Raw genomic sequence first — 13,743 nt, forward strand, 5'->3', positions numbered from 1 at the left:
CGCTGCTGAGATGACGGTTTTCTGTCGATCAGGCGATTATTCAGCGTCTATTAAGTAGCTAGCAAGATATATGCCGGCGTAAAGCCGGCCAGCCAGGAGAAACAAAATGGCAGGGGTGTTGGACAGCGTAAACCAGCGCACACAGCTGGTAGGGCAGAATCGCCTTGAGCTCCTTCTTTTCCGTTTGAGAGGGCGTCAGATATACGGAATTAACGTTTTCAAGGTGAAGGAGATTTTGCAATGTCCCAAGCTGTCATCCATTCCCAATAGCCGGAACGTCGTCAGGGGGGTCGCCCATATCCGGAGCGAAACCATTCCGATTATTGATCTGAGCATGTCCATTGGATTGCCCGGAATTCCCCAGCAAGAGTTGGCAACCAGTTTTGTCATCATTACCGAGTACAACCGTAAAACCCAGGGCTTCCTGGTTACGGGTGTTGACCGGATCATGAACATGAACTGGGAGGATATCCTGCCGCCGCCCAAGGGTGCTGGAAGGGATGTCTATCTTACCGCTGTTACCAAAATCGATGACAAGCTGGTAGAAATCATTGATGTAGAAAAGATTCTTGCAGAAGTTTCTCCGTTCGGTGAGGATGTCACCGAAGCCGTGGTGAGCAAGAGTGCTGATCGGGTGCCCGGCCACCTGCCCATCCTGGTGGTGGATGATTCGTCCGTGGCCCGTCGCCAGATAGAGCGTTGCCTGACGGCTATCGGAATGGAAGTCGTCACCAGGAATGACGGCAAGCAGGCTTATCAGTACCTGAAGGAAGTCACTGCCGACGGTTCGCGGGCAAAGGATCATTTCTCCCTGATCATTTCCGATGTTGAAATGCCGGAGATGGACGGCTACACGCTGGTGACGAAGCTCAAGGGGGATCCGGCCCTTGCTGATATGTTTATCATGCTTCACACCTCTCTCAGTGGGGTCTTTAATCAGGCCATGGTCAGGAAGGTCGGTGCCGACGACTTCATGGCAAAGTTCAGTCCGGACGAACTCGCCGAGCGGGTAATGGAAATCATCGACCAGGGTTGATGAAGCTGCTCAGAGATTCACTCAGAACAGAGATTCAATGAAAGCGGATATAACGCCACAGGAATATGAAGCCTTCAAGTCGTTCCTGCAGGATGCCTGTGGGATTTTGCTGGGAGAGAACAAGCAGTACCTGGTGAAAAGCCGGTTACGCCGGATTCTCGAGGAGAACAGCCTGAACTCGCTCGGTGAGCTCCTTGATCGCCTCAGGCGGCCCGGCCGGGGTGGCTTGCGTGAAGTGGTTATTGACGCCATGACCACCAATGAAACCCTGTGGTTCCGCGACGACCATCCGTTCCGGATCCTTCGGGAGAAACTGCTTCCCGAATTTGCAGAGCGCAATTCCAGCCAGCCACTTCGAATCTGGTCTGCCGCTTGTTCAACCGGGCAGGAACCTTATTCGATTGCCATGATCGTGGAGGAGTTCCGAAGGCTCCGGCCAGGCAAGTTGCGTGATGTGAGAATCACCGCAACTGATATTTCCAAAAGCGTGCTTGAGGTTGCCCGTAAGGGCGAGTACGAGATGATCGCCATTGGTCGCGGGTTATCACCGGAGCGACAGAAACAGTTCTTTACGCCGTCCCTGAACGGTGGCTGGCAAATCAAGCCACAGATCAAGACCATGGTGGAGTTCAAGGAACTGAACTTGCTGGAGCGATACATACTTGGCAAATTCGATATTGTGATGTGTCGTAACGTTCTGATTTATTTCTCGGCGGAATCGAAGAAAGACATCCTGACCAGGATTCATGCCACTCTTAATCCGGAGGGGTATCTGGTACTTGGTGCCTCTGAATCTCTTAATGGTTTGCCTCACCTTTACGAGATGGTCCAGTGCCATCCCGGTATTATCTACAGGAAAAAATAACCCATGCCCATGAATGTCCGGGTACTGATTGTGGCGTCGTAATGGAACAGCTGAATCTAAGGCATCTCTATTATTTCTGGGTGATCAGTCGAGAAGGCTCCATTGCCCGGGCCAGCGAAGCTCTGGAACTGGCGCCACAGACTCTTAGCGGTCAGCTTGCGACGTTCGAGGCCTCAGTCGGTGGTCGTTTGTTTTCACGGGAACGGCGACAACTGATCCTGACTGATCTGGGGCGATTCATCCTTGGTTATGCCGATGACATTTTTGCGCTTACCGGCGAGCTCACTGAAACCCTGCGGCTTGATCCTTCCGGGCGCCCCCTTCCGCTCCGTGCCGGCATTTCCGCATCCATTCACAAGTTGATAGGCTATTATCTCCTGCAACCGGCGATGGCGGTTGAGCGGTCAATCCAGTTGGAGTGCCAGACGGGCCGCACTGGAGACCTGGTCCTTAGTCTCAAGCGCAAAGAGCTTGATCTGGTCCTTACAGACTGTATGCCAAAGCTTCAGGAGGACGGCACTCTTACTGTCCATCCGTTGGCAGGCTCAAGCATGAGCCTGTTTGCGGCGCCGGCATTGGCAGGCCGGCTGAAAGACGGATTCCCGGAATCCCTCAATGGTCAGTCGCTGCTGGCCAACGCTACGGATGCACCGTACTTTGAGCGTCTTATGAACTGGTTTTCCCTCAATGGCGTGCGGATGAAGCTTGTTGCGCGGATAGACGACAGCGCATTGATCAAAGTATTCGGAAGCCAGGGCTATGGCGTGTTTGTGGCCCCGACAGTCATTCGGGAGGAGGTCTGCCGACAGTATGAGGTTGAGGAAATCGCCTCAATCAACGGCGTCGTGGATGAGCTTTTTGCAATTACCCGTGGCCGAAAAATTGCCCATGAGGGCGTCAGGGCTATCTGCGAGGCCCGTCCCGACTTTCAGAGTCCGAAGTAACTTCGAAAAAAACGATGTAAAAACCTCAGGAAATTTTATTTTATCGATCTGTGTTCCCGGCCATTATGGATTTATGAAAGGCAGCAACCCGAAGAGGAGCAGTAGCTATGAAGACGATCCACAAATTCCGTCTGGAACCGGGCAAGGAGCCTACCACGCTCACGCTCAAAGAGGGTTACAGGGTGGTGCGCAGCGAATATATCGTGCCCCACAAGGCCGTCTACCTCTGGGTGGAGCAGCCCTTGAACGTCACCACTCCCACCCTGGAGCGGCAGTTCCGCGTCGCTTTCTCGGGAGAGCCTGTGCCAGACAGCTTTGAGTATGTTGATACGGCACTGGATCCGTTTGGTCCGGAGGCGTACCACGTGTTCGCGGTGCCGGCCGGAGAGGAAACAGTCTTCAGACCCGCACACGAAGTCGCGACCGACCGTTAAGCAGTCACAGCTGGCAACACACAGCGATCTCTAACCATTCCTGGGGTCCTTCGGGGCCCTTTTTATCGGGCTTTAACCGGTAGGTGGCCTGTTTTGACCCAGATGATCGTCTCTCTGTCTACGAACGGGTGGTGCCGGCTCAGGTGGGAGCTTCGAATCCAGGTGCCCTCAGGGTAGCGGCCATGTTCGTCGCGGAATTCCCCGGACAGTACGAAAATCTCTTCGCCTCCGAAGTGTCTGTGCGGCTGGAAGACTTCATTTGCTGGCCATTTCACCAGGGCAACATGCTCATGCTCGAACTCATGCAGGGGCATAACCTGCAAGCCCCCAATGCCAGGGAGCCAGGGCGTATTGGTGGTGTCGATACGCACCGTTGACTGATCCCGCTCATTGAACTGATGCAGTTTCACCAGCAGGGTGCAGCCTTCCTTGCTGAACGGGGCGTGGCCACTTCCTGGCGGGTTGCGCATGTAAGTTCCTGCCGGATAGTCGCCGGTTTCATCGGAAAACACGCCGTCGAGAACCAGAATTTCCTCGCCGAGTGGGTGCTCGTGCCGCTTGAATGAGGCTCCGGGCTCATAACGAACAACGCTGGTTGCGTGCCCGCGCTCCGCTTCTTCTCTGGCCAGGGGTTTTCTGAGTACACCGCCGGCAGGGCTGGGAATCCATTCCTGCTCGGCAGTCCGGATCACGATCTTACGGGTAAAATCCATGTTGAGCATCGCTAACCTCAAGCACTGAGTGGGGTTTCGGGGCCCGGTTTACGTCGGCATCGCTGTGCTGGGTGCATTCACTTGATCAGCGCCTGGATGTTCCTGAATTGCGGGTGTTTGCAATGGCGCATCCACTCGAATGCCACCATTTCAAGGGTCACGACCCGTGCTCCGCTCTCGCACAGGCGATCCAGGGCTACGTCACGGTCAAACTCGTTCCGCGAGCCCGTGGCATCAGCCACCACCCAGACCTTGTAGCCGGCGTCGACAAGACTGAGGGCGGTCTGCATCATGCAGACATGGGTCTCGCAACCGCCCATTACGATGTGTTGCCGGCCTTCGGGAAGGTGATCGACGAGCCCGTCGGGACAGGCGTCAAAATGGTGTTTCGCCAGAGTCAGATGACAAAGCTCCCGAATCGCCTCAACATTATGGCCCAGCTTGTCAGGAAGCTGTTCGGTGGCCAGTACCGGCACTTCCATCAGGCCAGCTATGGTTGCAAGCGTAATACACCGGTCAGCCACCTCTTCACCGTGGCTTATGGCTGGCATGAGCTTTTCCTGTACGTCGATCAGCAGTAATGTCGATTGCTCGGCTTTCATCAGCATTGTTATTCTCCTCGTCTCTATATCGCATCTGGTGACCAAAGGTACCCGCCATGGCCCGCTGGTCCATTATTGCCGGCATCATTAACCATAGTCCTGAATCTGTCCAACCGGTAAACAGAAATGTCGGCGATTCCTGAAATTTTTTGGCGATTTTTCCAAAGGGAGTTGCCAATTGCCTGTAAAACCATTAAAGTTTGCGCCCTCAAATCAGTGACGACATCGCTGATTTGAAACGGTTTATTGGAGAGGTGGCCGAGTGGCTGAAGGCGCACGCCTGGAAAGTGTGTATACGTTAATAGCGTATCGAGGGTTCGAATCCCTCCCTCTCCGCCAATACAAAACCCCAGCAGAAATGCTGGGGTTTTTTATTGGCGGAGAGGGAGGGTAGAAAGAACCCTCGTGGGTTCGACCGAAGTCTGCAAAGCAGGCTGAGGAACGTCGGAGCAAAGCGACGACGGCCCCGAAGGGGTGAGGGCCAAAGGCCCGAATAATCCCTCCCTCTCCAGGTTCCGGCAATCGAAGGGGCGCTGGTTTCTCATTCCGTCCTCCTCCATACCAACAACCGATTATTAGCCGGCATCCCGAAATCCTCCTCGAGCACAAAGCCGGTTTCCTCAGCAAGCACCTTCAGATCCTCCATATCCCGTATCCCCATATGCGGCGCCTGCGTTCTCAACGATAGATCAAACCGCGCATTGCTCTCACTGGTGTGCCGACCGCCATAGCTGAACGGCCCATACAGACAGAAGATTCCCCCTTTCGGCAACACCTCCGAGACACCGCGAAACATTGCCTGAACCTCCTGCCAGCCCATGATATGGGCGGTATTGGCAGAAAACGCGCCGTCGATGGCGGGCAGATCGGCCCAGCTTCCACCGAGCACGTCCAGGGCCAGGGGCGCGTTGATATTGGTGAGCTCCGAGTCATCGATCCACGCCCGAGAGAGCTGGGCATTGTTGGGATGATCGGTGGGCTGCCACACCAGGTGCGGCAAGTGGCTGGCAAAGTGCACAGCGTGCTGGCCGGTGCCTGTGCCAATCTCCAGAATGGTGCCTGGCTGTTTGAAAAGTGCCTTCAGTTTTTCCAGAATCGGCGCTTTATTGTTCTCGCAGGCTTGGGAAAACGGCTTGTCCTGTTGCATGCTCGACCTTTTGAAAGGGGGTATTAGATGGCGGTATCGATGATCCGGCTCAGCGGTGATCAGATTAACTCATACATTGATGATCTCGCACGTCTGCGAATCGAAGTGTTCCGCAGCTTTCCCTACCTGTACGACGGCGATATGGCCTACGAACGTAAGTATCTGGATACCTACGCCCGCTCGCCAGAGAGCCTGTTCGTTCTGGCAATGGATGGAGAGTCGGTTATTGGTGCCGCAACCGGTATCCCGATGGATCACGAAACGGAAGAATTCAAAGGGCCGTTTATCGAGCAGGGTTATGATCCGGAAAAGATTTTCTATTTCGGCGAGTCGGTGCTGCTGCCGGATTACCGGGGGCAGGGCATCGGGGTGGCCTTTTTTGACCACCGGGAAGGCCATGCCCGGGAGCAGGGTCGTTTCACGCACTGCTGGTTCTGCGCGGTAGAGCGGCCCTCAGACCATCCGTTGAGGCCGGCCGGCTACCAGCCCCTGGACCAGTTCTGGCACAATCGCGGCTATCGCAAGGTACCGGAGCTGGCCACTACCTACACCTGGAAGGATGTGGGCCAGCCGGAAGAAACTGGCAAGCCAATGACCTTCTGGCTCAAACGAATTGCCTAGCGCACACTGAAATTGCTGAATTCCCCGGTGGGGGACTCCGGGGCGATATCAACCGCGTCCACTCTGGCATCCGGTGGCCCTTCCGCGCACCAGGTTTTCAGTTGATCCAGCCGGTCTTCGGGCCCTTCGGCGATAATCTCGACCCGACCATCGGGAAGATTGCGGGCGAAACCGGTCAGGCCCAGGGAGGACGCCTTCTGTTCCGTGGAAGCGCGGTAGTAAACGCCCTGTACCCGCCCGGATATGAGAAGTTGCCAGCGTTTGGTGTCCATGGTTTGCCCCCGCTCATTGTGTCGTGTCAGGCTTTATTTCAATCTACCGGTTCGGGCAGCACAACTTCAAGGAGCGCGGGTGCCGATGGCCAATACGCATCTGAAACACAACTCGACCGGCTACGCCGATGCCCTGATCTGCGAGGCTGAGGGCCTGGAATACCTTGCCAGCGCACTCGATGAGGCCGGTGTGATGGGCATTGGCGTCCCGCGCGTTCACCGGGTGGATGAAAACGAACTCGAAATCACCGCCATACAGTCGTCAGGTGCCTCAGATTGGGCTCGCGCGGTATTGGGCGAAGGGCTGGCCAGAATGCATGCTCTGTGTCAGAAGAACTACGGCTGGGGGCGGGACAATTACATTGGCCTGTCACCGCAACCCAATCGCTGGTGTGACAGCTGGGGCGAGTTCTTCGTTCGGGACCGTCTCGGTTACCAGGTCTCACGTGTCCGCGATGCGGGCCAGAGGAGTCGTTTCCAGAAGGTTCTGGATGAGCACGGGGCCACGCTGACTGATTGGCTGAACGCCCATTGTGAGCACCCGAGTCTGCTTCATGGTGACCTCTGGAATGGCAACGTGCTCTATGGCGCTGATGGCCCCTGGCTGATTGATCCCGCTGTTTACTGCGGTGACCGCGAGGCGGATATCGCCATGACTGAAATGTTTGGCGGCTTCGGGGAGGCGTTCTACAGGGCCTACGGCGCGATTTACCCAAGAACGCACGTTTATGGCATGAAGCGCGAGATCTATAACCTCTACCACTACCTGAACCACTACAACCTGTTTGGCGGCGGTTACCTGGTAGGCTGCCAGGCTGGTTTCGCCGCGATTGAAGCAGTAGGCCGTGGCAAGGCCTAGATCAGCCCTGCGCTTCGCAATACGAATACTCCCAGGGTCACGGTAATACTTGCCAACAGGGTGGTCAGGGCAATGATATTGGCTGCCAGCCGATCATTGCCGCCCAAGGCCTTAACCATCACGAAACTGGCCGCGGCGGTGGGGCTGGCGAAGAATAGGAACATCAGGCCCAGCTCGGGGCCACGAAAGCCCACAAGCCAGGCCGCAGCTGTACTCAGGGCGGGCAATGTCACCATCTTCATCAGGCTGGAGCTGAACGCGGTTTTGCTGTCACTTCGAATTGAGCTGAGCGATACCGTTGCGCCAATGCAGAGTAGGGCGAGCGGTAGGGTCAGGGAAGCAAAATAGTCACCGCTTGTCATTATCCAGCCTGGTAGTGTGATTTCCAGGGCGGCAACGGGAATGGCCAAAACCACCGCCAGGATGAGCGGGTTCCGGACAATATCGTGAAAGATCTTCCGCCAGTCCGTGGTCTGGCCGGGCTGGTAGGCAACCAGCACGATCACAGAGAGTATGTTGTAGGAAATTATTACCAGTCCAAGCAGGATGCCCCCGGCAGACAGGCCGAAGTCCCCGTAAAGGTTGGCAGCGAGGGCCAGGCCGACGATGCCGCAGTTGCCCCGGAATGCGCCCTGAACATAGACGCTTCGGTCTTCCCGGGCAACGCGCCAGCGGGCCCAGAGCCAGGTTGCTGCGAAGCTCGCCAGGGTTGCGCCCAGGTAAAACACCAGAAGCCCGGGATTGAACGCGGTCCCAAGATCGGCCCGGATGATGCTCAGGAATACCAGGGTCGGCAGGGTCGCCTTGAAGACCAGAGCTGAGGCCGTGTTCACAAATGCATTGTCAATCCAGCCGATCTTTCGAAGCCCGAGGCCAATAAACACCATGGCAAACACGGGCAGTGTGGTTTCCATGGTTTGCAGGAATAGGTTAATCAGGGGCATCAAAGGCGGCCTTGGGTAGAGGAGTATAAACCGATTACAGGAATTATAAGCGAGGAGGAAGCTGGGAGTCCTAACGGCATCAGGTTTTCCCTTGATCACCGGCCGGTGGCCGCCTGAATGAAAGGTAACGAAAACCCTTGCGTTCATCCATCGGGGCTAGGCTATAGTAGGCGCCGTAACCATGAGAATAAGAGGATAAGGATGGACGCCATTAATCCCACGCCCGAGCAACTGCAGAAGGTACTGGCGGATACCCCCAAGGATCAGCCGGTGGTTATGTTGAACCTGCTGCGTTTCCGTGAACGGGCCAGTTACAAGGAAGAGGCGCCGGAGCGGTCCGGCCGGGAGGCCTATAAGCTGTATATGAAGGAGGCCGCCGCCTGTGTGGAATCCGTGGGCGCAGAGGTTATCTGGTCCGGCCGCAGTGCCGGCTCGCTGATTGCGCCACCGGATGAGTCCTGGGACCAGATTGTCCTGGTTCGCTACCCCTCCATAGATGCCTTTATGGCCATGATCGAAAGCACTGAATACAAGGGTGTTGTCAGGCACCGCACCGCGGCACTGAAGGATTCCCGGCTTGTGGCGAGCGTTGAGGGCAGAATCTAGCACACCAAACGCCGCGTCCGGCGGCAGGTAGCCGAACAGTGAAGATGATTTTCTGACGCAACGATTGCAATAAAAGGGTCACAAAATTGGCATACCATCCGCGGCATAGCCCGCTGTTGGAGTTGTCATGTTCGGCACAGTAAGAACCCGGATTTTGTTTTTCGCTTTTCTCTCGGCCTTTGCCCTGGCAGGACTCGCTGCTCTCTCCTGGAGCATTATCCTGAAAGCAGAGGGCGCCTCCGAAACCCTGATCCAAACCAACCTTAATGAAACTTGGCTACTGGCTGACCTGGAGCAGGATCATCGCCACCTTCAGAATCTCGCCTTCAAGATCAAGGCCCAATTGTTGCTCTGGGATGAGATTGAGACGGAGTTCAGCCGGTTGGAAAACCTGTTGCCTGGGCACTGGGCCAGACTGGAGGCCGAGGAGGGCTTAAAACGCTGGGCGAACGTGAACAGGGAGAACTTTAAACGGGTCCAGGCCCTGATGGCCCGGATGAAAGAGGGTATTGGAGAGAAAAGTTATTATCGTGTCGGGCAGGTCGTGGATTTTGACTTGTTCCCTACGATGGAGCCGATGCTCGAGGCTATCAGCGAGCGCCAGATCGAAAGCCGTGGATCGGTTTCGACCGGGGCCGACGAATTGCTTTCGTTCCTCTCGGGGCAACAAAACTTCCTGGTCGCCGGTTCCGTGTCCTTCCTGCTCATTGTCGTGGCCATGACATGGTGGCTGAGACAGTCCGTGATCCTGCGACTACAGTGGATGGAGCGCGATCTCGTTGCCATGGAGAAAAACGCAGACCTGACCCGGGTACCGGTTCTGAAGGGGCGGGACGAGGTGGCCGGGGTGGCAAAGGCACTGGGTGGGCTGGTCTCCCGATTTGAGCATTTCATCAGAGACATCCGCTCTGCCGCTGGTAGTCTGGATGAACGCTCCGGTGCCCTGGATAGCGGTGCAGAGTCGCTCCAGGCTGCGTCTGAGAACACCCGGAAGCAGATCCATGACGTCAGCCAGTCTATGGCGGCGATTGCCGATCAGGTCTCGGCGATTCAGCGGGCCACGGACGAGTCGGGTAGCACGGTGAAAACAGCGGTTGCAGCTAACGACGAAGTCCAGAACCGGCTTACGAACAGTGAAGCGGCGGCTGAACACACGGTGGATGTGATTTCCCGTGTCTCCGGTTCCATTCATGCCCTGAACGAGTCCACCGGCAAGATTGAGCAGGTAATCGGCGTGATTGCGGATATTGCAGAGCAGACCAATTTGTTGGCCCTGAACGCGGCTATTGAGGCGGCCCGGGCTGGTGAGTATGGCCGGGGTTTTGCTGTGGTGGCCGATGAAGTACGGACTCTTTCCCGCCGCACGTCCGATTCCACCCGGGATATTTCCCAATGGGTTCAGGATCTGGTGTCCGGAGTCAGCAGTGTTGATGACCAGTTGGACGAGATGCGTGAGGCGGGCCAAAGCAACCGTGAACACCTGGCAGCACTCAAGAGCCACCTCGAATCGTTGAAAGGGCAGTTCGTTGATCTGGAGAGCCACAGTGCCGAGATCAGTTCTGCCGTGGCGCTACAGCGAGATGAGATCGGGCGGGTGGGCCGCCGTTCCAGGGCGCTCGATGAAAGCGCCGATTTATTGATCCGTAGTGTTGAGCAGACCCGAACCATCAGCGAAGCCCTGAGGCAGGAATCCGTTTCGATGCGAAAATTGATCGCTCGGTTCAGGACCGCCGGAGAAAACGTCTGACAGACGCGCAGCCCGCCCGGTGTGTTCTGCCGGACTTTTGTCTCACCGCTATTATCCTTACTATGGTGGTCCCACAGGAGGTAGTATGACAAGCAGCACCGAACATCAGCCCCAGCAGGATCCCAGGCAGGAAAAGTTTACCGTTGATACCGGGCTGTTAACGGAGGATCAGCTTCTGGGCCTGGTGGAAGAGTACTGCACCCGTTTTCACGGACTGAACGACACCGAAAACCCCATGGGTGAACGGAATCGAGTGCTGGCTGCGGTTCGCCGGGGCGATCTGGTGGTCTGGTTTGACCCCGTAGAGAATGCCGCGGGCCTGGATGTGCCTGCATAGGCGGCATGTCTGTTATGGTATTTAGGCTTGCACCTACCCGGGGCCGGAACTAAACGTTACAATCGCGCTGTTTTCCCGAAAGCCATGTGCGAGGTGAATTTTGATCAGGGTACTGGTTGTTGATGACCACGATCTGGTGAGATCCGGTATTACCCGGATGCTGGCGGATAACCCGGACATAGAAGTCATCGGGCAGGCTTCCTCCGGAGAGGACGCGATTGATTTTGTGCGCAAGCAGCGTCCGGACATTGTCCTGATGGACATCCGTATGCCCGGCATCGGGGGGCTTGAGGCGACCCGCCGCATCCTCCGGATTGATGATTCCCTTCGTGTGATTGTTGTTACCGCCTGCGCGGACGACCCCTATCCGGCCCGCGTGATGCAAAGCGGTGCCACGGCTTATATAACCAAGGGCGCAGACATCAGGGAGATGGTTCGCGCCATTCGCATGGCCCATACGGGGCAGCGCTACATCAGCCCGGAAATCGCCCAGAAAATGGCGCTGAAACAGCTTGGCGGCGGCGACCGCGACGAAGACGGTGAACTGACGCTGTTTGACCGGCTTTCAGAGCGGGAAATGCAGATTGCGATGATGGTCGTAGGCTGCCAGAAAGTGCAGGACATTTCCGACAAGCTGTGCCTGAGCCCGAAAACGGTCAACAGCTATCGCTACCGGATTTTCGAGAAACTGGAAATTTCCAGTGATGTTGAATTGGCCCTGATGGCAGTGCGGCTCGGGTTGCTTGATGCCGACAAGGTCTGACCCTGAGAGTAACAATATAGGGGAGTTTGACAGCAAGAGCTTCCTGAAGCGACTCACGGAGCGGCCCGGCGTCTACCGAATGTATGACGAGGGTGGCTCGGTGCTGTACGTCGGCAAGGCCCGTAATCTGAAAAAGCGGGTCGGCAGCTACTTCCGCAAGACTGGCCTGGCGCCGAAAACCGAAGCACTGGTTGCAAAAATTACCGCAATCGAAGTCACGATTACCGGCAGTGAAACCGAGGCCCTGCTGCTTGAGCAGAACCTGATCAAGTCGTTGCGCCCCCCGTATAATATTCTTCTCCGGGACGATAAGTCCTATCCCTATATCTACCTGTCCTCCCACAGCGACTATCCCTCGCTGACGTTTCGTCGGGGACGCACCAAGAAAGGCGGTGGAACCTGGTTCGGGCCGTTTCCCAGCTCCGGAGCGGTCAAGGAAAGCCTTAATGTTCTACAAAAGGTTTTTCGCATAAGATCCTGTAGTGAAAGTTATTTCAGGAATCGGACGCGACCCTGTCTGCAGTATCAGATCAACCGCTGTACCGCCCCCTGTGTGGGCTATGTCACGCCGGAGGAATACCAGCAGGACATCCGCCACGCGACCATGTTTCTGGAGGGGAAGAACCCCGCCATCATCCATGACCTGATGAACGCCATGGAGGCGGCCTCGAAGAGCCTCGAATTTGAGAAGGCGGCGGCCTACCGGGACCAGATCAACCACCTGCGCCACGTTCAGGAACAGCAGTCGGTGGATGGCGAAGGCGGAGATGCCGATGTGGTCGCCATTGCCCAGGATGCCGGGGTTGTCTGTATTGTGGTTATCGTTGTTCGTGGCGGCCGGGTGCTGGGCACCAAGGACTACTTTCCCCGATACTCCATCGAACAGACCGAAGGCGAGCTGCTCAGTGCCTTCCTTGGCCAGTATTATTTTGGCGGTAGCACCCGCCGGGAGATTCCGCGGGATGTCCTTGTGCCGGTTGAAGTGGAGGGCCAGGAGTTGCTCGCCCGGGCACTCACCGAGTCCGCCAACCGGGAAACCCGGATTCGTGGCAATGTCCGCGGTGAACGGCGCCGATGGCTTGAACTGGCCATGACCAACGCCCGCCAGACCCTGCTCACGCATCTTGCCAGTAAGGAGACCGTGTACCGGCGGCTACTGGCCCTGCGTGATTTGCTGGAATTACCGGAAACGCCTTCACGCATGGAATGCTTTGATATCAGCCACAGCCATGGGGAAAATACCGTCGCATCCTGCGTGGTTTTCGATGAGAATGGCCCTCTGAAGAGCGATTACCGCCTATACAATATCGGGGGCGTGACCGCCGGCGATGACTATGCCGCCATGCGCCAGGTCCTGAGCCGCCGCTACAAACGGATGGTGACCGGAGACGGCAAACGCCCGGATCTGGTCTTTATCGATGGCGGTAAAGGACAGTTGAACATTGCCCGGGAAGTGTTTGATGAGCTTGAGATTTCCGATATACCGCTGATCGGTGTCGCCAAGGGCGTGACCCGTCGCGCGGGCATGGAGCAGCTCATTGACGCCATGACCGGCGACCTGTTCCGGGTGCCGGCGGATTCTCCGGCGCTGCACCTGATCCAGCACATCCGGGATGAGTCACATCGCTTCGCCATCACCGGGCATCGGGCACGAAGGGACAAAAAGCGCCGGCAGTCTACACTGGAAGGCATTGAAGGGGTGGGGCCTAAGAAGCGCCGCGACCTGATCCGATATTTCGGGGGCATACAGGAAATCCGTAAAGCCGGGGTTGATGAAATGGCCAAGGTGCCGGGCATCAGCAAGTCACTGGCGGAAACCATATACGCAGCACTGCACGACGAGTAAGGACGGC

Annotated in this window: 17 protein-coding genes and 1 tRNA gene; 12 read left to right on the forward strand and 6 right to left on the reverse strand. The window is 56.6% G+C overall.

From position 1 onward, the window contains the following. Positions 1-106: 106 nt before the first annotated feature. The 4 genes from QPL96_RS08390 to QPL96_RS08405 all read left to right on the forward strand — a co-directional run bounded on the left by QPL96_RS08390 (position 107) and on the right by QPL96_RS08405 (position 3,279). Positions 107-1,036, forward strand: a complete 930-nt coding sequence (locus QPL96_RS08390) for a chemotaxis protein CheV (protein ID WP_303286942.1) — start codon at positions 107-109, stop codon at positions 1,034-1,036. Positions 1,037-1,073: 37 nt separating this feature from the next. After that, on the forward strand, positions 1,074-1,901 hold the full coding sequence (locus QPL96_RS08395) for a protein-glutamate O-methyltransferase CheR (RefSeq protein WP_303286943.1): 828 nt from the start codon (positions 1,074-1,076) through the stop codon (positions 1,899-1,901). Positions 1,902-1,942: 41 nt separating this feature from the next. After that, entirely contained in the window at positions 1,943-2,845 is a 903-nt protein-coding gene (locus QPL96_RS08400; RefSeq protein WP_303286944.1) for a LysR family transcriptional regulator, read from the forward strand. Positions 2,846-2,952: 107 nt separating this feature from the next. Further along, positions 2,953-3,279, forward strand: a complete 327-nt coding sequence (locus QPL96_RS08405) for a hypothetical protein (protein WP_303286945.1) — start codon at positions 2,953-2,955, stop codon at positions 3,277-3,279. A 62-nt stretch (positions 3,280-3,341) separates the two neighbouring features. Here QPL96_RS08405 and QPL96_RS08410 read toward each other — a convergent pair whose 3' ends face one another. Together QPL96_RS08410 and QPL96_RS08415 are read right to left on the reverse strand one after the other, a co-directional pair. Beyond that, complete coding sequence (locus QPL96_RS08410) at positions 3,342-4,001, reverse strand: cupin domain-containing protein (RefSeq protein ID WP_303286946.1); 660 nt, start codon at positions 3,999-4,001, stop codon at positions 3,342-3,344. Positions 4,002-4,069: 68 nt separating this feature from the next. Further along, positions 4,070-4,600, reverse strand: coding sequence for an isochorismatase family protein (locus QPL96_RS08415; RefSeq protein WP_303286947.1), 531 nt, complete (start codon positions 4,598-4,600; stop codon positions 4,070-4,072). Between the two features lie 242 nt (positions 4,601-4,842). Here QPL96_RS08415 and QPL96_RS08420 point away from each other — a divergent pair. Beyond that, positions 4,843-4,933, forward strand: a tRNA-Ser gene (locus tag QPL96_RS08420). A gap of 202 nt (positions 4,934-5,135) precedes the next feature. Here the strand turns inward: QPL96_RS08420 and QPL96_RS08425 are convergent. After that, complete coding sequence (locus QPL96_RS08425; RefSeq protein WP_303286948.1) at positions 5,136-5,741, reverse strand: DUF938 domain-containing protein; 606 nt, start codon at positions 5,739-5,741, stop codon at positions 5,136-5,138. Between the two features lie 27 nt (positions 5,742-5,768). On the opposite strand from QPL96_RS08425, the gene QPL96_RS08430 reads away from it, so the two are divergent. Then, a complete protein-coding gene (locus QPL96_RS08430) occupies positions 5,769-6,362 on the forward strand; it encodes a GNAT family N-acetyltransferase (RefSeq protein WP_303286949.1) in 594 nt (197 codons plus the stop codon). Here the strand turns inward: QPL96_RS08430 and QPL96_RS08435 are convergent. Then, on the reverse strand, positions 6,359-6,634 hold the full coding sequence (locus tag QPL96_RS08435; protein WP_303286950.1) for an acylphosphatase: 276 nt from the start codon (positions 6,632-6,634) through the stop codon (positions 6,359-6,361). The two genes, QPL96_RS08430 and QPL96_RS08435, sit on opposite strands and share 4 nt — an antisense overlap. A gap of 85 nt (positions 6,635-6,719) precedes the next feature. Between QPL96_RS08435 and QPL96_RS08440 the strand changes: the two genes are divergently transcribed. After that, complete coding sequence (locus QPL96_RS08440; RefSeq protein ID WP_303286951.1) at positions 6,720-7,493, forward strand: fructosamine kinase family protein; 774 nt, start codon at positions 6,720-6,722, stop codon at positions 7,491-7,493. On the opposite strand, the gene QPL96_RS08445 is transcribed toward QPL96_RS08440, so the two are convergent. Next, on the reverse strand, positions 7,490-8,437 hold the full coding sequence (locus QPL96_RS08445; protein ID WP_303286952.1) for an AEC family transporter: 948 nt from the start codon (positions 8,435-8,437) through the stop codon (positions 7,490-7,492). The two genes, QPL96_RS08440 and QPL96_RS08445, sit on opposite strands and share 4 nt — an antisense overlap. Positions 8,438-8,598: 161 nt before the next feature. Continuing rightward, positions 8,599-8,649, reverse strand: coding sequence for a hypothetical protein (locus tag QPL96_RS19450; protein WP_368388909.1), 51 nt, complete (start codon positions 8,647-8,649; stop codon positions 8,599-8,601). Here QPL96_RS19450 and QPL96_RS08450 point away from each other — a divergent pair. The 5 genes from QPL96_RS08450 to uvrC all read left to right on the forward strand — a co-directional run bounded on the left by QPL96_RS08450 (position 8,639) and on the right by uvrC (position 13,736). After that, positions 8,639-9,043, forward strand: coding sequence for a DUF1330 domain-containing protein (locus tag QPL96_RS08450; protein ID WP_303286953.1), 405 nt, complete (start codon positions 8,639-8,641; stop codon positions 9,041-9,043). The two genes, QPL96_RS19450 and QPL96_RS08450, sit on opposite strands and share 11 nt — an antisense overlap. Before the next feature lie 127 nt (positions 9,044-9,170). After that, positions 9,171-10,790, forward strand: coding sequence for a methyl-accepting chemotaxis protein (locus QPL96_RS08455; RefSeq protein WP_303286954.1), 1,620 nt, complete (start codon positions 9,171-9,173; stop codon positions 10,788-10,790). Positions 10,791-10,875: 85 nt separating this feature from the next. After that, positions 10,876-11,127 (forward strand): hypothetical protein, encoded by a 252-nt coding sequence (locus tag QPL96_RS08460; protein WP_303286955.1) that lies wholly within the window; start codon positions 10,876-10,878, stop codon positions 11,125-11,127. 100 nt (positions 11,128-11,227) lie between these two features. Then, positions 11,228-11,890 carry a UvrY/SirA/GacA family response regulator transcription factor gene (gene uvrY, locus QPL96_RS08465; protein ID WP_303286956.1) on the forward strand — a complete coding sequence of 221 codons (663 nt, stop codon included), beginning with the start codon at positions 11,228-11,230 and terminating at the stop codon, positions 11,888-11,890. Further along, positions 11,874-13,736, forward strand: coding sequence for an excinuclease ABC subunit UvrC (uvrC, locus tag QPL96_RS08470; RefSeq protein ID WP_303286957.1), 1,863 nt, complete (start codon positions 11,874-11,876; stop codon positions 13,734-13,736). Before uvrY ends, uvrC begins: the two co-directional genes overlap by 17 nt. Positions 13,737-13,743 lie beyond the last annotated feature (7 nt).

The organism is Marinobacter sp. SS8-8 (genome assembly GCF_030540945.1).
GTDB lineage: Bacteria > Pseudomonadota > Gammaproteobacteria > Pseudomonadales > Oleiphilaceae > Marinobacter.

Bases quoted from the DNA above. Each gene is read 5' to 3' on its own strand.
- QPL96_RS08390 (WP_303286942.1), top strand. From the start codon at position 107: ATGGCAGGGGTGTTGGACAGCGTAAACCAGCGCACACAGCTGGTAGGG.
- QPL96_RS08455 (WP_303286954.1), top strand. From the start codon at position 9,171: ATGTTCGGCACAGTAAGAACCCGGATTTTGTTTTTCGCTTTTCTCTCG.
- QPL96_RS08430 (WP_303286949.1), top strand. From the start codon at position 5,769: ATGGCGGTATCGATGATCCGGCTCAGCGGTGATCAGATTAACTCATAC.
- QPL96_RS08450 (WP_303286953.1), top strand. From the start codon at position 8,639: ATGGACGCCATTAATCCCACGCCCGAGCAACTGCAGAAGGTACTGGCG.
- QPL96_RS08400 (WP_303286944.1), top strand. From the start codon at position 1,943: ATGGAACAGCTGAATCTAAGGCATCTCTATTATTTCTGGGTGATCAGT.
- QPL96_RS08395 (WP_303286943.1), top strand. From the start codon at position 1,074: ATGAAAGCGGATATAACGCCACAGGAATATGAAGCCTTCAAGTCGTTC.
- QPL96_RS08405 (WP_303286945.1), top strand. From the start codon at position 2,953: ATGAAGACGATCCACAAATTCCGTCTGGAACCGGGCAAGGAGCCTACC.
- QPL96_RS08460 (WP_303286955.1), top strand. From the start codon at position 10,876: ATGACAAGCAGCACCGAACATCAGCCCCAGCAGGATCCCAGGCAGGAA.
- QPL96_RS08425 (WP_303286948.1), bottom strand. From the start codon at position 5,741: ATGCAACAGGACAAGCCGTTTTCCCAAGCCTGCGAGAACAATAAAGCG.
- QPL96_RS08410 (WP_303286946.1), bottom strand. From the start codon at position 4,001: ATGCTCAACATGGATTTTACCCGTAAGATCGTGATCCGGACTGCCGAG.
- QPL96_RS08435 (WP_303286950.1), bottom strand. From the start codon at position 6,634: ATGGACACCAAACGCTGGCAACTTCTCATATCCGGGCGGGTACAGGGC.
- QPL96_RS08415 (WP_303286947.1), bottom strand. From the start codon at position 4,600: ATGCTGATGAAAGCCGAGCAATCGACATTACTGCTGATCGACGTACAG.
- QPL96_RS08445 (WP_303286952.1), bottom strand. From the start codon at position 8,437: ATGCCCCTGATTAACCTATTCCTGCAAACCATGGAAACCACACTGCCC.
- QPL96_RS08440 (WP_303286951.1), top strand. From the start codon at position 6,720: ATGGCCAATACGCATCTGAAACACAACTCGACCGGCTACGCCGATGCC.
- uvrC (WP_303286957.1), top strand. From the start codon at position 11,874: ATGCCGACAAGGTCTGACCCTGAGAGTAACAATATAGGGGAGTTTGAC.